Annotated in this window: 15 protein-coding genes; 6 read left to right on the top strand and 9 right to left on the bottom strand. The window is 72.5% G+C overall.

Translation table 11 applies throughout. From position 1 onward, the window contains the following. Positions 1 to 3: 3 nt before the first annotated feature. From AC0666_RS21125 to AC0666_RS21100, 6 genes are all read right to left on the bottom strand, one after another. The gene (locus AC0666_RS21125; RefSeq protein ID WP_361718686.1) at positions 4 to 693 is read right to left on the bottom strand and encodes a demethylmenaquinone methyltransferase; all 690 of its coding nucleotides are present in this window, start codon (positions 691 to 693) and stop codon (positions 4 to 6) included. Positions 694 to 837: 144 nt separating this feature from the next. Continuing rightward, complete coding sequence (locus AC0666_RS21120) at positions 838 to 1,488, bottom strand: imidazolonepropionase-like domain-containing protein (protein ID WP_468962735.1); 651 nt, start codon at positions 1,486 to 1,488, stop codon at positions 838 to 840. Between the two features lie 7 nt (positions 1,489 to 1,495). Beyond that, positions 1,496 to 2,695, bottom strand: coding sequence for a cyclic dehypoxanthinyl futalosine synthase (gene mqnC / locus AC0666_RS21115; RefSeq protein ID WP_468585007.1), 1,200 nt, complete (start codon positions 2,693 to 2,695; stop codon positions 1,496 to 1,498). An 85-nt stretch (positions 2,696 to 2,780) separates the two neighbouring features. After that, positions 2,781 to 4,490, bottom strand: a complete 1,710-nt coding sequence (locus AC0666_RS21110) for a serine/threonine-protein kinase (RefSeq protein WP_478708123.1) — start codon at positions 4,488 to 4,490, stop codon at positions 2,781 to 2,783. Between the two features lie 79 nt (positions 4,491 to 4,569). Next, positions 4,570 to 5,418 (bottom strand): MBL fold metallo-hydrolase, encoded by an 849-nt coding sequence (locus tag AC0666_RS21105; RefSeq protein ID WP_468962731.1) that lies wholly within the window; start codon positions 5,416 to 5,418, stop codon positions 4,570 to 4,572. Positions 5,419 to 5,668: 250 nt separating this feature from the next. Beyond that, complete coding sequence (locus AC0666_RS21100) at positions 5,669 to 6,538, bottom strand: menaquinone biosynthetic enzyme MqnA/MqnD family protein (protein ID WP_478708122.1); 870 nt, start codon at positions 6,536 to 6,538, stop codon at positions 5,669 to 5,671. A gap of 237 nt (positions 6,539 to 6,775) precedes the next feature. On the opposite strand from AC0666_RS21100, the gene AC0666_RS21095 reads away from it, so the two are divergent. Beyond that, positions 6,776 to 6,979, top strand: a complete 204-nt coding sequence (locus tag AC0666_RS21095) for a cold-shock protein (protein WP_030012116.1) — start codon at positions 6,776 to 6,778, stop codon at positions 6,977 to 6,979. A 177-nt stretch (positions 6,980 to 7,156) separates the two neighbouring features. Here AC0666_RS21095 and AC0666_RS21090 read toward each other — a convergent pair whose 3' ends face one another. Then, positions 7,157 to 8,827 (bottom strand): lytic transglycosylase domain-containing protein, encoded by a 1,671-nt coding sequence (locus tag AC0666_RS21090; RefSeq protein WP_478708121.1) that lies wholly within the window; start codon positions 8,825 to 8,827, stop codon positions 7,157 to 7,159. A 259-nt stretch (positions 8,828 to 9,086) separates the two neighbouring features. Between AC0666_RS21090 and AC0666_RS21085 the strand changes: the two genes are divergently transcribed. Then, positions 9,087 to 9,488, top strand: coding sequence for a hypothetical protein (locus AC0666_RS21085; protein WP_468585014.1), 402 nt, complete (start codon positions 9,087 to 9,089; stop codon positions 9,486 to 9,488). 6 nt (positions 9,489 to 9,494) lie between these two features. Here AC0666_RS21085 and AC0666_RS21080 read toward each other — a convergent pair whose 3' ends face one another. Continuing rightward, the gene (locus AC0666_RS21080) at positions 9,495 to 9,938 is read right to left on the bottom strand and encodes a MarR family winged helix-turn-helix transcriptional regulator (protein ID WP_478708120.1); all 444 of its coding nucleotides are present in this window, start codon (positions 9,936 to 9,938) and stop codon (positions 9,495 to 9,497) included. Between the two features lie 92 nt (positions 9,939 to 10,030). Between AC0666_RS21080 and AC0666_RS21075 the strand changes: the two genes are divergently transcribed. Continuing rightward, positions 10,031 to 10,477, top strand: coding sequence for a VOC family protein (locus AC0666_RS21075; RefSeq protein WP_468962721.1), 447 nt, complete (start codon positions 10,031 to 10,033; stop codon positions 10,475 to 10,477). A gap of 43 nt (positions 10,478 to 10,520) precedes the next feature. Then, positions 10,521 to 10,967 (top strand): SRPBCC family protein, encoded by a 447-nt coding sequence (locus AC0666_RS21070; RefSeq protein WP_468962719.1) that lies wholly within the window; start codon positions 10,521 to 10,523, stop codon positions 10,965 to 10,967. A 1,819-nt stretch (positions 10,968 to 12,786) separates the two neighbouring features. Here the strand turns inward: AC0666_RS21070 and AC0666_RS21065 are convergent. Further along, the gene (locus AC0666_RS21065; RefSeq protein ID WP_478708119.1) at positions 12,787 to 14,514 is read right to left on the bottom strand and encodes an AMP-dependent synthetase/ligase; all 1,728 of its coding nucleotides are present in this window, start codon (positions 14,512 to 14,514) and stop codon (positions 12,787 to 12,789) included. 117 nt (positions 14,515 to 14,631) lie between these two features. On the opposite strand from AC0666_RS21065, the gene AC0666_RS21060 reads away from it, so the two are divergent. Together AC0666_RS21060 and AC0666_RS21055 are read left to right on the top strand one after the other, a co-directional pair. Then, positions 14,632 to 15,642, top strand: coding sequence for an AraC family transcriptional regulator (locus AC0666_RS21060; protein ID WP_468962715.1), 1,011 nt, complete (start codon positions 14,632 to 14,634; stop codon positions 15,640 to 15,642). A 168-nt stretch (positions 15,643 to 15,810) separates the two neighbouring features. Next, entirely contained in the window at positions 15,811 to 16,989 is a 1,179-nt protein-coding gene (locus AC0666_RS21055) for a lipase family protein (protein ID WP_468962713.1), read from the top strand. The last annotated feature ends 9 nt before the right edge of the window (positions 16,990 to 16,998 follow it).

Genomic DNA, 16,998 nt, shown 5'->3' with positions numbered 1-16,998 from the left:
CGCTTACTTCGTGCCGCGGTGCAGCGCCACGATGCCGCCGCTCAGATTGCGCCAGGCCACCTTGGACCAGCCGGCCTTCTGCAGCAGCGCGGCCAGCCCGGGCTGGTCCGGCCACTCGCGGATCGACTCGGCGAGGTACACGTACGCGTCCGGGTTGGAGGACACGGCGCGGGCCACCGGCGGCAGCGCACGCATCAGGTACTCCATGTAGACGGTCCGGAACGGTGCCCAGGTGGGCTGCGAGAACTCGCAGATGACGACCTGACCGCCCGGCTTGGTCACCCGGTACAGCTCGCGCAGCGCGGCGTCGGTGTCCTGCACGTTGCGCAGGCCGAAGGAGATCGTCACCGTGTCGAAGACCTCGTCCCGGAACGGCAGCTTCGTCGCGTCACCGGCGGTCAGCGGCAGCCATGCGTGGCGCTTCTTGCCCTCCCGCAGCATGCCGAGGGAGAAGTCGCAGGGGACCACGTACGCGCCGGTCGCGGCGAACGGCAGCGAGGAGGTGGCGGTCCCGGCGGCCAGGTCCAGCACCGTGTGGCCCGGGCGGGCGCCGACCGCCTTGGCGACCTCCTTGCGCCACAGGCGGGCCTGGCCCAGGGACAGGACGTCGTTGGTGAGGTCGTACTTCGCCGCCACACCGTCGAACATGGAGGCGACTTCGTGCGGCTGCTTGTCCAGGGAAGCGCGGGTCACTGGCGTGGGCCCCTCAGGTGCGGTACGGGTGGGCTGATACCGGGCCATTCTCGCAGGCGCCCCCGCCCCCGGGCGCCGGGGGCAGGGCACACCCGGCGCGCAGGACGGCGGCGCCGGGGGTTCGCCCCGCGGCGGGCGGCCGGTTCAGCGCCGGCGGTGCAGCAGCCGGCCCCCGATGACCGTGGCCACGCACGTCGTCGCCCCCCGGGCGAGCAGCTCCGCCGGGTCCGCCACCGCGAACACCGCGAAGCGGGCCGGGGCGCCCGGCTCCAGGATCCCGTGGAAGGCCTGCGCGGCCGCGTCCCGTCCGGCGAACGGGTCCAGCGACGCGGCGTCGCCGTGGTGTCCGGCGGCGGGCGGCAGTACGGCCAGGCCCGAGCGGACCACCGCCGTCCGCACCGCCGGGACGGTGAGCCGCCCGGTCACCGCCACCACCCCGCGCGCCAGCAGCTTCTGCGTGGCCCGCCGGGCGCTGTGGCCCCAGCGGGCCTCGGTCATCTTCAGGTCGGCCAGCGCCTCGGCTCCGCTGATGGGCACGCTGCCCAGCTCGGTGACCTCGTACGGGTCGTCGGGGTAGTACGTCCGCTCCAGCAGCGCGTCCGCCCCGTGCACCAGCAGCCCCGGGGTCAGCACCCCGGGCCAGCGGCGGACCCGCGCGTACGGCCAGGCCGCGCCGAGCTCCTCGTACGGGCCCACCAGGATGATCCGGTCGCCCTCGACGAGGACCGCCCCGCCGGGCTGCGGCGCGCGGCCCGGCCCGGGGACGAGGAGGTCGGCGGTGTGAAGCGTCAGCACGGGGGCGTCAGTTGGAGGAGATGAGCTTCAGCTCGGGGTGCGCGGTGCCGCCCTCGATGGCCGTGGAGGAGATGTGAGAGACCACGCGGTCGTCGACCGGGTCGTTCGCCGGGTCGTCGTGCACCAGGAGGTGCTCGTACGTCGTCGCGCGCTGCGCCGGGACCCGGCCCGCCTTGCGGATCAGGTCGATGATCTCCTGGCGGTTCGAGCGGTGCTTGGCACCGGCGGAGGAGACCACGTTCTCCTCCAGCATGATCGAGCCGAGGTCGTCCGCGCCGTAGTGCAGGGACAGCTGGCCGGCCTCCTTGCCGACGGTCAGCCAGGAGCCCTGGATGTGGGCGATGTTGTCGAGGAACAGCCGCGCAATGGCGATCATCCGCAGGTACTCGAAGACCGTCGCCTGGGTACGGCCCTTGAGGTGGTTGTTCTCGGGCTGGTACGTGTACGGGATGAAGGCGCGGAAGCCGCCCGTGCGGTCCTGCGTGTCACGGATCATCGCGATGTGCTCGATCCGCTCGGCGTTGGTCTCGCCGGTGCCCATCAGCATGGTGGAGGTGGACTCCACGCCCAGCTTGTGGGCGATCTCCATGATCTCCAGCCAGCGCTCGCCGGACTCCTTGAGCGGCGCGATCGCCTTGCGCGGCCGCTCCGGCAGCAGTTCGGCGCCCGCGCCGGCGAAGGAGTCGAGACCGGCCGCGTGGATGCGGCGGATGGCCTCCTCGGCGCTCACGCCCGAGATCCGCGCCATGTGGTCGACCTCGGACGCGCCGAGGGAGTGGATGACCAGCTGCGGGAACGCCTTCTTGATGGCGGAGAAGTGCTCCTCGTAGTACTCCACGCCGTAGTCCGGGTGGTGGCCGCCCTGGAACATGATCTGCGTGCCGCCGAGCTCCACGGTCTCCGCGCAGCGGCGCAGGATGTCGTCGAGGTCGCGGGACCAGCCCTTCTTCGTGTCCTTGGGGGCCGCGTAGAAGGCGCAGAACTTGCATGCCGTGACACACACGTTGGTGTAGTTGATGTTGCGCTCGATGATGTACGTCGCGATGTGCTCGGTGCCGGCGTAGCGACGGCGGCGCACCGCGTCGGCGGCCTGGCCGAGCGCGTGCAGCGGGGCGTGGCGGTAGAGGTCGAGCGCCTCTTCCTTGGTGATGCGGCCCCCTGCGGCGGCGCGGTCGAGGACAGACTGGAGAGCGGCCTGGTCGGTCACCGGTGCGTCACCTTTCGGCGGTGTGTCAAGAGGTCCGGACCGATCCAGCCTACGCCAGCCCCGCTCACCGGATTCCAAGGGGCTCTCACGGGACGCGGGTCAGGTCGCCCTCCGGGTTTCCGGCGGGCACGTCACCCGACCTGTAGTGGAGTGTCCCGTTCGCGTTGAGGGTGAACCGCTCGTCGGCGGAGCCGTTGGAGCAGATGCCGGGCGCCGGGTTGGGGCCGCCCGAGGTGTCCAGGACGAGGGAGCGGTCGGTGGCGGAGGCGAGCTTCCAGTCGCCGCTGCAGTCGGTGCCCAGGAGGGGCAGGATCGACTTGTCCCGGGCGACGACCTCGCCGACCTTGCCGCCCTTGATGGTGATCTGGAACTCGCTGGGCACCCCCGCCCGGGCGGTGGTCACGGTGCCCTTCCAGGTGCCGGTCAGCTCCTTCGGGACATCGGTGCGGGTGCCCCGGGGCGGGGCCGAGCCGGTGGCGCCGCCCGTGGTCGGTGCAGTGGCCGCGGCCGAGCCGGAACCCGAGGGGGGCTCGGCGGCGTCGCCCGAAGCGTGCTGGTCCCTGCCGCCGCGCAGCAGGTCCAGCCCGTAGATCCCGCCGGACAGCACGGCCAGTACGGCCGCCGCGGCCAGGACCAGCGTGCAGCTGAAGCGGCGCCCGGCGGCCCTGACCGTGACCTGGCGGCCCGGGTCGGGGGCGGTCCGCGGCTGCGGCACCGCCGCCCCGGCGGTCTCGGTGGGCGGCCCGTAGGGCCCGTACTGCGCGTACGGGGCGCCCGTGCCCGCGCTGCCGTAGGAGGGCCCGTACGAGGGGTCGGGCGCCCCGAAGCTCCCGGAGACCGGGAACGGAACCGGGCCGGAAGCGGCTTCCACGACCTGGGCAGGGGCGGCCTCCACGGCCTGGGCGGGGGCGGCCTCCAGGTCGAGCAAGGCCACCGCGGCGCGGCTGGCCTCTTCCACCAGCGGGGCGGGGAGGCGGCCGGGGGCGGCCAGGGCGCCGTCCAGCGCCGCCGCGAGGTCCTGCGGCGCGGGCCGGTCGGCGGACGCCTTGGCCAGGCAGGCCGCGATCAGCTCGCGCAGCTCGCCCGCCGGGACCTCGGCGAGGTCCGGCGGCTCGTGCACCACCTTGTAGAGCAGGGTGGCCGAGTTGTCCCCGGTGAAGGGCGGCTGCCCGGTCGCCGCGAAGGCCAGGACCGCGCCCAGCGAGAACACGTCGGCCGCGCCGGTGACGCCCTTGCCGAGGATCTGCTCGGGCGCCATGTACCCCGGCGAGCCCACGGACACCCCGGTGGAGGTCAGCGAGGCGGTGCCGTCGGTGGCCCGGGCGATCCCGAAGTCGATCAGCCGGGGCCCGTCCAGGGTGAGCATCACGTTCGACGGCTTCACGTCCCGGTGGACCAGGCCCAGCCCGTGCACCGCCACCAGCGCGCGGGCCAGCCCCTCGCCGACGGCCCGCACCGAGCCCTGCGGCAGCGGCCCGTGCGCCGCCACGGCCCGGGCCAGGGACGGCCCGGCGACGTACCCGGTGGCCACCCACGGCACCGCCGCCTCCGGGTCGGCGTCCAGTACGGGCGCGGTCCACTCGCCGCCGACCCGCCGCGCGGCCTCCACCTCCCGGCGGAACCGGGCCCGGAACTCCTCGTCGGCGGCGAAATGCGGGTGCACGATCTTGACGGCGACGGTCCGCCCGCCCGCGCTGCGGCCCAGGTAGACGCGTCCCATGCCACCCGCGCCGAGCCGGCCGAGCAGCCGGTACGCGCCGATGGTCCGCGGCTCGTCCGCTTCGAGCGGCTGCATCGCGTTGCCTCCCCCGTGGTTGTGCGAACGCCAAGCAGCACCTTAGGGGGTGCGTGGTCGGGGCAGGCGGGGTTCGCGTTCACGTGGGGGTGACGGGCACCGCTCCTTCGGGTGCGGGGGCGGACGGCCCGCGGGGCTCGAAGCCGGCCAGCAACTGCTCCAGCGCCTGCTGGTCCGGGCCGACGAACGGGTCGATGCCCGCCGCGAGGCTCACCGTCCCGATCATCTGTTCGGTGATCCCGACGGCCGCCGGGAGGTGCGTGGAGACCACGGTCTCCGGGTCCATCTCGCGCAGCGGCGCCACCGTGGCGAGGTAGCGGTCGCGGTCCACGATGTGCACCCACGGGCTGTCCACAGAAGCCCACAGCAGCTGCGCGGCTTGCAGGTCCTCGGCACCGACCGCCGCCGCGTCACCGCCGTCGGCGAGGTCCGCGCTCGGCATCGGCGCGCCGAAGCAGTCCGAGCTGAAGCAGGCCCGCGAGCGGTCGTCGTAGAACCCGACGGTCGCGGGGTTGTCGAAGAGCGGCGGCCGGAACGCGGCGAGCGAACGGTCCCCGACGTCCAGAAACTGCCCGGGGTTGAGCAGGAAGACCCGGTCCATCGGCAGCGGCCGCTCGCAGGACATGATCCCGGCGGCGATGAACGTGGTCACGAGCCGTGCCTGCGGGGCGGCCTCCAGCAGGGCGAACAGCCCCCCGGTGTGGTCCCGGTCGGGGTGCGTCAGCCAGATCCACCGCACGTCGGCGGGGTCGAGCGCGGAGCCCAGCGCCTCCAGGAAGTCGCGGTCGGGCAGTCCGAGGCCCGTGTCCACGACGACGGGCTCCCGGGCGTGCAGGACGAACGCGTTGACCGGGAGGAAACCGATCCCGGGCACTTCGAGGCTGTCACCCAGGACGGTGATGTCTCGGCCGACCTTGCGATTGGTCATGGCGGAACTCCGAACGGCCCCCTTGGCGTATGACGCTCGCGGCCGGCGACGACAGGCGTCCCCTTGCCTTCCATGGTGGCCCCGCCCCGCCGCCCGCGCCGCCCGGAGCAGAGGAGACCCGGAGGAGAGGAGAGGAGGGCACCGGAGCACGTCGCACGCCGACCACCGCCGGCGCGAAGGCCGTCCCCGGGGGGATTCTCCCGAGGCGACGGGAATGCGAAAAGATCGCGAATTCCCGGGAAACGGCATATCAGCGCAGCGGATGCTCCGCGGCGGTCTTCAGGAGCTCCACGGTGACATCCGCGGGATAGCCCGTCGTCGCTCCCGTACGGCGTGCGAATTCCCGTACGCCGGCCAGCTGATCGGGTCCGAAGCGGAAGTCGAGCGTCGTGAAGTACCGCTGCAGCAGGTCGGCGTCGAAGGCCTCCCAGCGGGCCGCCTGCTCGGCGACCTTGGCGACCTCCTCCAGGGACAGGTCCCGGGAGGCGAGGAAGGCCTCGTGGACCTTGCGCACGACGACGGGCTCGCGGGCGAGGTAGTCCTTGCGGGCGGCCCAGACGGCGAAGACGAACGGCAGTCCGGTCCACTCCTTCCACATCAGCCCCAAGTCGTGCACGTCGAGGCCGAGCCGGGGTGCGTCGTGGAGCGAGGCGCGCAGCGCGACGTCACCGATCAGCACGGCCGCGTCCGCCTCCTGCATCATCACGCCCAGGTCGGGCGGGCAGGTGTAGTAGTCGGGCCGGACCCCGTACTGCTCCGAAAGCAGCAGCTGGGCGAGGCGCACGGACGTGCGCGAGGTGGAGCCGAGCGCGACCCGCGCGCCGTCCAACCGGGTCAACGGCACCTGGGAGACGATCACGCAGGACATGACCGGGCCGTCGCAGCCGACCGCGAGATCGGGGAAGGCGACGAGCTGGTCGGCGTTGCGGAGGAACTCCACGAGGGTGATGGGGGCGATGTCCAGCTGCCCGTCGACGAGGCGTTCGCTCAGCTTCTCGGGGGTGTCCTTGGTCAGCTCCAGGTCCAGCAGCGTGCCGGTTCTGGCCAGCCCCCAGTAGAGGGGAAGGCAGTTCAGGAACTGAATGTGGCCCACGCGGGGGCGACTGCGATAGACATCCACATCGCGAGACTAGCCGCCGGGCCTCCGTCAGCCTTCAGGCGGCCCTCAAACGTCCGAGTGACGTGATCTTTCCCTCTGGTCTCGGCCGCACTCTGCGTGCTAGGCTCGACGCAAGTTGCAGTTTGGTTTCCCTTGCAGTACGAGGCCTGCGGAGAATGTGACCCGCAGGCTTTTGTAGTTTTCAGACTTCTTAGCAGGTTCTGGAGCAGGGCGACCCTTTGGCCCATAGGAGGGCTCATGGCTACCGGAACCGTGAAGTGGTTCAACGCTGAAAAGGGCTTCGGCTTCATCGCCCAGGACGGCGGCGGCCCGGATGTCTTCGTCCACTACTCCGCGATCAACGCCTCTGGCTTCCGCTCCCTTGAGGAGAACCAGACGGTGAACTTCGACGTCACGCAGGGTCCGAAGGGCCCGCAGGCGGAGAACGTCACCCCGGCCTAGTCGCCTGGGCCAACCTCATCGCGGGTTGGATAGCAGTACCCAAGGAGCCCTGCCTCCTCCGTGCGAGCGGAGGTTGCGGGGCTCCTGCCTTTTGCGCCTTGACGGCTCACGGGGACGGCCCCCGTTCCGTGTCCCTGCCGGACACGGAACGGGGGCCGTTGCCTTCCCGTCGGCCGGCTACGCCGGCGGCGCGGTGATCTTGAGGTCCAGGATCAGGACGACCTTCTCCTTGGTGATCACGCGCAGGTGGTACGTGCCCGGCGCCACGTCCGCGGTGAACAGCTCCGGCAGTGCGATCGTGCCGTCGGCGCCCGTCGGGGCGAGGTCCAGGGTGAACAGCTTCTCGCCGTCCTTGCCCTTGAAGTACGGACCCTTCGTCTTCGCCGGATCCACCGGCACCCAGCCGCTGCCCGCCGCGTCCGGCTCGACGAGAGCGGCGGTGGCCTGCGTCCCCTCCACCGGCTTGCCCTGGGCGGTGGCCGTCAGCTGGACGCCCTTCAGGCTGGTGCCGGCGACGACCTCCAGCGGCTTCGCCGCATCCGGGCCGGTCCGGGTCAGCTTGTCCGCGACCGGGAGCGGCTTCGCCGTGACCGTGCCGGTGAGGTTCGCCGTGACCTTGGTCGTGGTGTCGTAGCCCGCGATCCGCAGGGTGAAGGTGCCCGCCTTGGCGCCGGCCTTGAGCTCGGCCGCCGCCGCGATGCCCTCGCTGTCGGTCTCCACCACCAGGTGGTCCTTGGCCTCGGCACCGAAGCCGGTGCCACCCGTGGTGTCGTCCTTGATCTCGAACAGCAGGCTCAGCTTGGCGGCCGGCTTGCCGTCGCTGAGCACCGCCTTGACCCGCGGCACGGTGATGGCGGCCCCGGCCTCGGCCTTCAGCTCGGCGCTCCCGAGCAGCTCCAGCTTGTCCAGGTGCGGGGCCGGCGGGGTCGGCTTCTGCGGCTCGGCCGGCTTCGACGGCGTGGGCGTCGGGGTGGGAGTCGGCGTCGGGGTCGGCTTCGGCGTGACGGGCTTCGTCTGCGCCGGCGGGTTCGACCTCGGGGTGGGCAGCACCGGAGTCGACGGGGTCGGGTAGCTGCCGACGGGCGGGTTCGGCACCTGGACGGCGCCGTTCTGGTACTGGTGCATGTACCCGAGCACGGTGTTCACGTACTCGCGGGAGTCGTTGTAGCTGAGGATCGCCTTGTCGAGCTTGGCCGGATCCGAGAGGTCGCGGTCGCCCGCGCACAGGTAGAGCCCGGTGCCCAGCGCCGCGTCGTAGATGTTGTTCGGGTCGCGCTTGCCGTCGCCGTTGCCGTCGGCACCCCAGGTGGCCCAGGTGGAGGGGATGAACTGCATCGGGCCGACGGCCCGGTCGTAGACGGAGTCCGCGTCCCACTCGCCCTTGTCGGTGTCCATGATCTTGGCGAAGCCGTTGCCGTCCAGACGGGGGCCCCGGATCGGCTTCTCGGTGGAGCCGTCGGCCTTCAGCCCGTAGCCCGAGGCGTGGACCGACTCGACCCGGCCTATGCCCGCGACCAGCTCCCAGGGAAGGTGGCAGCCGGGCAGCGCGGCGGCCACCGCGGTCTGGGCGCGCTGGTACGCGTCGAGGGCGGTCCCGGGTATGCCGCTGGCCCCCTCGCCCGCTCCGGCGGCGGGCGGCGCGGCCGGGTCGGCGACCGCGTCGGGCAGGTCGAGCCGCGCGTCGCCGCGGTCGGCGGCCTGCGGGCTGTCCGGCGTCGGCTCGGACTCGCCCGCGTCGGCGGTGGACGTGTTGGTCACCACGGCGGCGGTCGTCAGGCTGGCCGCGAGCGCGGCCGTGCACAGGACCTTGCGCGAGGTGTTGACGAGGTGACGGTGAAGCGGCTTCACAGTGCGGCGATCCCCCCAAGGCGGCCGGCAACGTATACGGCGGGTCGAGCCGTGAATATTCACTGTCTATCAGGTATTCGGGCGCGACTCGCCGCCACCCCGGCAGTTGTGGCACACCATTCGTCTCGACTTCACCGGGTCCGGCGACAGAACGCACAAAGACCCCACACAAAGACCTCACAGCCGTGCCGGAAAGGCCCCAAAGCCCGCCGGTTTGACCGTTCATGACCGCCGGTCCGCGCTGCTAGCGTCGGCGTACATGACAGCAGAGGCGACTGAGGTGCACGAGGCGGCCTTCCGCGCGCGTGCGGAGCGCAGGCGGACCGTCGGATTCGGCCTTCTTCTCGCGGCGAGCGGCATATGGCTCTGGCTCGCCTACCAGTTGTTCGTGCCGTTCACCCTCGACCACAACGGACGCAGCCACGACTGCGCCTCCCGGGTGTTCTACGACGACGGGGACTTCGGTACCCGCTCCTACGCCGACGCCGAGGGCGACCGTTGCGCCGGTGCGCGGGACTGGGCCGAACTGCTCGGCCTCCTGCTGGTCTCCGTGCCGCTGGCAGCCGGCGGGGTCTACCAGTACGCCTCCGGTGCCCTCACCGTCGCCCTGCGCCGTCACGAGGACGACACGGCCCAGATCAGGGCCATGTCCGCGCCCTGAGCCGGGTCAGCGGCCTGCGCCGTGCAGGTGCACGCGGAGCAGGAGCTCGTGCAGGGTGGCCCGTTCGGCCTCGTCCAGGGGGGCCAGCAGCTCGTCGCGTACGGCCGCCGTCTCCCCGGTCAGCTCCTCCAGGAGCCGGCGCCCCGGCTCGGCGATGCGCACCAGCACCCGGCGGCGGTCCGCCGGGTCGCGCTCGCGCTCGACGCGGCCGGTCCGGGCCAGCCCGTCGACCACCTTCGCCATGTCACTCGGGTGCACGTCGAGCCGCTCGGCGAGCTCGCGCTGCACCTGCGGGCCGTGGTCGGCGAGGGCGGCGAGCACCGCCATGTCCCACAGCCGCAGCCCGCGGGCCGCGAGCCGTTCGGCGACCAGGGCGCGGGCAGTCTTGCCCACCTTCGAGAGCAAGTAGGGCGTGAGCGCGGCCAGTCGGGGCGTCGCGGGGAAGGTCATGGACCTATCGTAGGGTGGAACCAATAGTAGGTGCCACCCTACTAATCCGCCCTACCAATCAGGCCTTCGCCATCCTTCGAAGGAGAGCCGGCATGGACGCCCTGCACCCCCGCCTCCTGACCGCCCGCTTCGACGCGGTCTTCCGCTTCTACGACGCCCTGCTCCCCGCGCTCCTCGGCGCCACCCGCACCCGCGGCACCGCCGAAGGCCCGTACGCCTCCTGGGACGTGGGCGACCAGGGCGTCCTGGCCCTGCTCGACCGGGTGGCGACCCCCGCCCCGGTGACACCCCGTCCCGCGGCCGCCCCCGACGACCGCACGATGCTGGTCAGTCGCGTCCCGGATGTGGACGCGGCCTACGCCGCCTGCCTGGCCCACGGCGCCGCCCCCGCGGCCCCGCCGGCCGACCGCCCGGAGTGGGGGCCGACGCTGCGCACCGCGCAGGTCCGCGACCCCGAGGGCAACCTGTGGGAGCTGCAGTCCTACGAGAACGCGCGGGAGCGGGTGTTCCGGCGCCCCGAGGAGCTTCCCGGCCACTAGGGTGACGGCCACGCTGGCGTCACGCACCGAGCCGGGAGCCGCCATGACCGCCGATCCGATCCGCATCCCCGACCTGTCGGACCGCCCGCACCGGTTGACCGTCGAACGCACGATGATCGCGAACGCGCACACCCTGTACGTGGCGTGGACCGCGAGGTTCGGCCGCTGGTTCGCCGCACCGGACTCGGTCCTCATGAGGCCGGAGGTCAACGCGCCGTTCTTCTTCGAGACGGAGTCCCCCGGGGCCCGGCACCCCCATTACGGGCGCTTCCTGCGCCTGGAGCCGGGCCGGCTGGTGGAGCTCACCTGGGTCACGGGCCGGGACGGAACGGCAGGGGCGGAGACGGTGGTCACCGTCGAGTTCGGCCCGCACCCCATCGGCACCCGCCTCCACCTCACCCATGCCGGCTTCTACGACGAAGCCGCCCGCGACCGGCACGAAGCCGCCTGGCACCAAATCCTGGCCCACCAGGACGACGTCCTGACCTGACCCCGCGCGGCCGCCGCGACGGGCGGGATCCCGCACTCGGGGGCGGGACGAGGCGGGGGCGGGTGGGGGTCGGGAATCCCCGCATGCGGGAGCGAAAGGCGAGGCGGGGGCGTCGGGGGTCGGGATGCCCGCACCCGGCATCAGGGAACGTCCGGGGGCGTCCCGTCAGTCCACTGTCCTTCCGTGTCGGTCCGGCCCGTCAAGGGCGCTCCTCCTCGTTCCTCGTCGTCGCGTCGCTTCGCGATGGCCTTCGGCCACCCTTGACTGCCCGGCCCGCCCCGGAAAGACAACAGACTGCCGGGAAGCCCCCGAAGGGTGGCCGGGGGGTCCGTGTTCAGGGGCGGGCCCGTCAGCGATGCCCGGGCCGTTTCCCGCCGCCAGTTCCCCATCCGGGGCCGACCGTCCCCTCTTCCCGAGCCCAGGTCGGGTCAAGCCGCAGACGACGCCCATCAGATGGGCAGCCGGGGCCCGCAGGGGCCACCATCGCGTCAGATCGCTACACAGCCGGTCTCGGCATAGCGTCTCCGGCCCGTCTGGGGTCGCTCATAGCCGCGACAGCTCGCTACACAGCTGATCTTGCTTTGGCGGCCGGCGACCGTCTGGAGTTGCTCATAGGCCGCCACAGACCCCACAGGGCTTCTCTCCGTTGGCGCCCGACGGCCGTCTGCGGCCGGGAGAGGCGCGCCAGATCGCTACACAGCCGAGGCCGGCATAGCGTCCGCGGCTCCTCTGGGGTTGATGGGACGTGACGACGAACTGTTCAGCACTACCGAGGCCCTGGGATGACTCGTGTGCCGTCTGCTGACATCAGACAAGCCGACTGACCGCAATCTGGACCGATCCGAGCGCCATTCAACCCCACGGCGGCCCTTTGAGGGCATTGGGGACCCTTCGTGGGCCTCTGGAGGCCCGAAAGGGCTCAGAAGGAGCCGGATGCCAGGCTTTTCGTCATCACGCGCGCAGTCAAGGGCCCATCCATCGACCAACTGGCCGCCAAATTGGGGCAAACAGGCCGCAGAGGCATGGCTGGCGTCATGCCTGCGTCGATGGCGCCCCTCCCCTCCCCCAGACGGCCGTCGGACGCCAAACCGAGCCCCGCTGTGTAGCGATCTATCGCGCCTTCCCCAGGCGGGCCGCGGACGCTATGCCGACATCAACTGTGTAGCGATCCATGGCGCCTTCCCCAAACGGCCGTCCGACGCCAATCAGGGCCTCGCTGTGTAGCGATCTGTGGCGGCTATGAGCGACCCCGGACGGGCCGGGGACGCTATGCCGTGACGGGCTGTGTAGCGATCTGACGCGATGGTGGCCCTTGTGGGCCCCGGATGCCCATCTGATTGGCGTCGTCTGCGACTTGACCCGACCTGGGCTCGGAAAGGGGATCTATCGGCCCCGGATGGGGACATGGCAGCCGGGATCGGCCCGTGGATCGCTGACGGGCCCGCCCCTGAACACGAACCCCCCGGCCATTCCCCGGGGGCTTCCCGGCAGTCTGTTGTCTTTCCGGGGCGGGCCGGGCAGTCAAGGGTGGCCGAAGGCCATCGCGAAGCGACGCGACGACGAGGAACGAGGAGGAGCGCCCTTGACGGGCCGGACCGACACGGAAGGACAGTCGACTGACGGGACGCCCCCGGACCCCCTCCGACCCCGGGTGCGGGCATCCCGACCACCCCGACCCCGGGCCTCCCCTGATGCCGAGTGCGGGCATCCCGACCCCCGAAGCCCCCGCCCCACCCTTCGATCCCGGGTGCGGGCATCCCCCGAAGCCCCCGCCCCGCCTCCAACCCCCGCACGCGGTCACCCCGCCCCCGACGCCCCCTCAGCCGTACAGCGCCTCGATCTCCGCCGCGTAGCGTTCCGCCACCGCCCCGCGGCGCAGTTTCAGGGTGGGGGTCAGGGTGCCCGACTCCACCGTGAAGTCCTCCGGCAGGATGTGGAAGGCGCGGATGCGGGCCGGGCGGGAGACCGTGGCGTTGGCCGCCGTGACCGCCTCCTCGATCAGGGCGCGGAGCACCGGGTGGGCTGTCGCCTCTCGGGGGGTCAGCGCCAGGCCCTCGCGCTTCGCCCACGCCGTGGTCTCCTCCGCGTCCAGGGTGATCAGGGCGACCGGGTGGGGGCGGTGATCGCCGATCAGGACCGCCCGGGAGACGTACCGGGAGCGCTGGAGGGCGAACTCGACCTCCGTCGGGGTGATGTTCTTGCCCGCCGAGGTGATGATCAGCTCTTTCTTCCGGCCGGTGATCCGCAGGTAGCCGTCCTCGTCCAGTTCCCCCAGGTCGCCCGTGCGCAGCCAGCCCTCCGCATCCAGGGCCTCCGCCGTCGCTGCGGGGTTCGCGTGGTAGCCCGGGAAGATCATGGGCCCCCGGGCCAGGACCTCCCCGTCCTGCGCGATGCGCACCTCGCAGCCCGTGATCGGGCGGCCGACCGTGCCGTGGCGGACGGCGCGCGGGTGGTTGAGGCTGATCACCCCGCCCGACTCGGTCATGCCGTAGCCCTCGTAGACGGCGATCCCGCAGGCCCGCAGGAAGTCCAGGGTCGCGGGGGCGATCGGGGCTCCGCCGGTCAGCGCCCAGGTCAGCCGGCCTCCGAACGCGCCGCGGACCAGGGAGTACAGCGATGTCTCCGCCTCCCGGTACACCTCCCGGGCCGACTCCGGCAGCCGGTTCTCCGCCGCCAGCAGCCCGAGCCGCACCGCCTCCCGGAAACGCTCGGCGCCGCCCTCCTGCGCCTCCGCCAGGGAGAGCACCACCGCGTGCACCTTCTCGAACAGCCGTGGCACCGAAGGCAGATGGGTGGGCCTGGCTTCGGCGAGCTCCGACAGCACCTCCTCGATCCGGCCGCCGAAATAGCACAGCTCACCGCCCTCCAGCAGGGTCGTGAACTGGATCAGCTGCGCCAGCAGGTGCGCGAGGGGGAGGTAGAGGTACGTGGAGTCGCCCGGGCCGCCCTGGACCAGCGGGAGCGTCGCGTCCTGGACGGCGCCCAGGTTGGCGTGGGTGAGGCGGCACCCCTTCGGCGGGCCCGTCGTGCCCGAGGTGTAGACGATTGCGGCGTCCGCGCCGGGCTCCACGGCATCCGCCCGAGCGAGGAGTTCGGGCTCCGGGGCCGGGTCGAGTCGCGGCAGCGCGTCCATCCGTACGACCGCGCGCAGCGCCGGCAGCTTCGCCCGCAGCGCCTCCACCCTTGCGGCCTGGGCCGCGTCGTCGCAGACCACGGCCACCGCCTCGGAGTCCGCCAGGACCCAGGCGAGCTCCTCCTCCCCCGCCGTCGGGTACACCGGTACGAGGACCGCCCCCGCCGCCAGGATCGCGAAGTGGGTGTACGTCCAGGCCGGCCGGGTCTCGGCCAGGACCGCCACCCGCTCGCCGGCCCCGACTCCCAGGCCGAGCAGGGCGCGCCCGGTCTGCCGTACCGCCGCCCCCAGTTCCGCATACGTACGGGTCTCCCACCCGCCCTGCTGTCCTCGGAACCGCAGCGCGGTCTCCTGGCCGTACCGCTCCTCGGTCCACTGGGTGAAGACCGCCAACGTGCTCGGCCGACCGTTCATCGCGCACCCCTCCCGGATCGGTGACCTTTGACGCTAGCCACCGCCGGACGGCCCCGGGCATGACCGGAAGCGTCACCCCCGCTGACCCCGGCGCTCATTGGGGCTACCGTCGAAGGCATGGGGAGGCGGACGGTCACCGTGCACCATGTGCGCGCCGTGCTGGCCGGGGCGGCGCGCAGCGGCATCGACACCGTGCCGCTGCTCCAGGAGGCGCAGATCCCGCCGCTGCTGCTCGGCGACGACCGGGCCCGGGTCACGTCGGCGCAGTTCGTCCGGCTGTTCCGGGCGCTGTACCGGAGCACGCAGGACGAGTTCCTCGGCCTGTCCTCCGTGCCGAGCCGGCCCGGCACCTTCGCGATGATGTGCCACGCCTCGCTGGGCTGCCGGGATCTCGGTGCGGCCGTGGAGCGGGCGGCGGCGTTCTACGGGCTGTTTCCGGGCGGGCCGGAGCTGGAGCTCGAAGTGGACGGCGCCGAGGCCCGCTTCACCGTGCGCAACGACTTCGCGCGGGACGAGGAGCGGTTCCTGACCGAGTGCGTGCTCGCCATCTTCCACCGGCTGAGCAGTTGGCTGGTCGGGCGCCGGATTCCGCTCGTGTCCGCCCGCTTCTCCTATCCGCCGCCGCCGCACCGCGACGAATACGCGGTCCTCTTCGACTGCCCGGTCCGTTTCGGGGAGGACCGGACGGGCGCGGTCTTCGAGGCGCACTGGCTGGCCGCGCCGCTCGTACGGGACGAGGCGGCGCTGGATGCGATGCTGCGCCGGGCCCCGTTCGACCTGCTGTCGCGGCCGGAGTACGGGACGACGGTCTCGGAGCAGGTGCGGCGAGCGCTGGCCGGGCAGTTGCGCGGCTCGCCGCGGCTGCCGGCGCTCGGGGAGGTGGCGGCGCGGCTGGCGGTGTCCCCGGCGACGTTGCGGCGGCGGCTGCAGCAGGAGGGGACCTCGTTCCAGCAGTTGAAGGACCACGTGCGGCGGGATGCGGCCATCGCGGGGCTGGCGGAGGGCGGTGAGCCGATCGCGGAGCTGGCGGCGCGGCTCGGCTTCTCGGAGGACACCGCCTTCCACCGGGCGTTCCGCCGGTGGACGGGGACGACGCCGGGGGCGTACCGGATCGCTTCGGGCGGCTGAGGCTGCGTTTCGGGCGGCTGAGGCCCCGTTTCGGCGGCGCGGGCGTGCCGGGTGGGGTGTGAGATCCCGTCAGGAAAGCTGAGCTGCGCGGTCAGCGACCTTCCGACCGGTCGGTCACTACCTTCTCCTCACCCACCCCGCACGGATCGAACCGTTGGGAGAGCCGCCATGCGTTTTCGAATCCCCCCGCGTCCGCGCCGCAGCAGCCTCGCCGCCGTGGCCGCCCTGGCCCTGACGGCCTCGGTGCCCGCCACCGCCGCCGCGGCGGAGCCGGCCGCGGAGGCCGGCCGCCCCGGTGACCTCGTCGCCGTCGCGCCCTCCGCCTTCCACCCGCTGCCCGGCCAGCCCACCGCCACCAAGGCCTGGAAGATCCAATACCGCTCCACCACCGCGGACGGTGCCCCGAACGTGGTCTCCGGCACCGTGATCGTCCCCCAGGACGGCCGCACCGGCCCGCGTCCCCTCGTCACGTACGCCGTCGGCACCGTCGGCATGGGCGACTCCTGCGCGCCGAGCAACAACCTCCCCCACGGCACCGCCATGGAGGCCAACCTGATCCAGCAGCTCACCCTGCGCGGCTGGGCCGTGGTCGTCACCGACTACGAGGGCCTGGGCACTCCGGGCGTCCACACCTACACCGTCGGCCCCTCCGCCGGCCACGCCATGCTCGACGCGGCGCGCGCGGCGACCCGGCTGCCCGAGGCGGGCCTCCCGGCCGACACCCCGGTGGGCATCATGGGCTACTCCCAGGGCGGCCAGGCCAGCAGCTGGGCCGCCGAGCTGCAGGGCTCGTACGCCCCGGAGCTGAAGGTGAAGGGCACGGCGACGGGCGGGGTCCCGGCCGACCTGATGGAGGTGGCCGACTTCAACAACGGCTCCTACGGGTCGGGGCTCATCTTCATGGCGGCCGCCGGGCAGGACGCGGCCTTCCCGGAGCTGAAACTGGACTCGTACCTCAACCCGGCGGGCAAGGCGCTGGTCGGCGGGATGAGAGACGGCTGCGTGGCCATCGACGCCATCGCCGGATCGTTCAAGCGGATCTCCGACCTCACCACCCGCAATCCGCTCGACCAGCCGGACTGGCAGGCCCGCCTGAACCAGAGCAGGCTCGGGCGGACGGCCCCGGCCGCGCCGGTGCTCCAGTACCACGCGCTCGGCGACGAGCTCATCCCGTACGCCGTCGGCCGGCAGTTGCGCTCCGAGTGGTGTGCGAAGGGCGCGAACGTGGAGTGGGACACGATCTGGGTCGGCGAGCACGTCAGCGGAGTGATCACGCACTCCCTCGCGGTCGGGAACTGGCTGGCCGACCGCTTCGCGGGGCGCTCGACGCACACCAACTGCCCGTAAGGAAGCGCG

This window comes from Streptomyces sp. NPDC043680 (assembly GCF_056436685.1).
Note: the sequence above shows the minus strand (reverse complement) of the source record. Positions and strands in the feature narration are given on the sequence as shown.

Coding starts and splice junctions, on each gene's coding strand:
- AC0666_RS21110 (WP_478708123.1), bottom strand. CDS start 4,490: ATGCAGCCGCTCGAAGCGGACGAGCCGCGGACCATCGGCGCGTACCGG.
- AC0666_RS21105 (WP_468962731.1), bottom strand. CDS start 5,418: ATGACCAATCGCAAGGTCGGCCGAGACATCACCGTCCTGGGTGACAGC.
- AC0666_RS21095 (WP_030012116.1), top strand. CDS start 6,776: ATGGCTACCGGAACCGTGAAGTGGTTCAACGCTGAAAAGGGCTTCGGC.
- AC0666_RS21085 (WP_468585014.1), top strand. CDS start 9,087: ATGACAGCAGAGGCGACTGAGGTGCACGAGGCGGCCTTCCGCGCGCGT.
- AC0666_RS21080 (WP_478708120.1), bottom strand. CDS start 9,938: ATGACCTTCCCCGCGACGCCCCGACTGGCCGCGCTCACGCCCTACTTG.
- AC0666_RS21075 (WP_468962721.1), top strand. CDS start 10,031: ATGGACGCCCTGCACCCCCGCCTCCTGACCGCCCGCTTCGACGCGGTC.
- AC0666_RS21070 (WP_468962719.1), top strand. CDS start 10,521: ATGACCGCCGATCCGATCCGCATCCCCGACCTGTCGGACCGCCCGCAC.
- AC0666_RS21065 (WP_478708119.1), bottom strand. CDS start 14,514: ATGAACGGTCGGCCGAGCACGTTGGCGGTCTTCACCCAGTGGACCGAG.
- AC0666_RS21060 (WP_468962715.1), top strand. CDS start 14,632: ATGGGGAGGCGGACGGTCACCGTGCACCATGTGCGCGCCGTGCTGGCC.
- AC0666_RS21055 (WP_468962713.1), top strand. CDS start 15,811: ATGCGTTTTCGAATCCCCCCGCGTCCGCGCCGCAGCAGCCTCGCCGCC.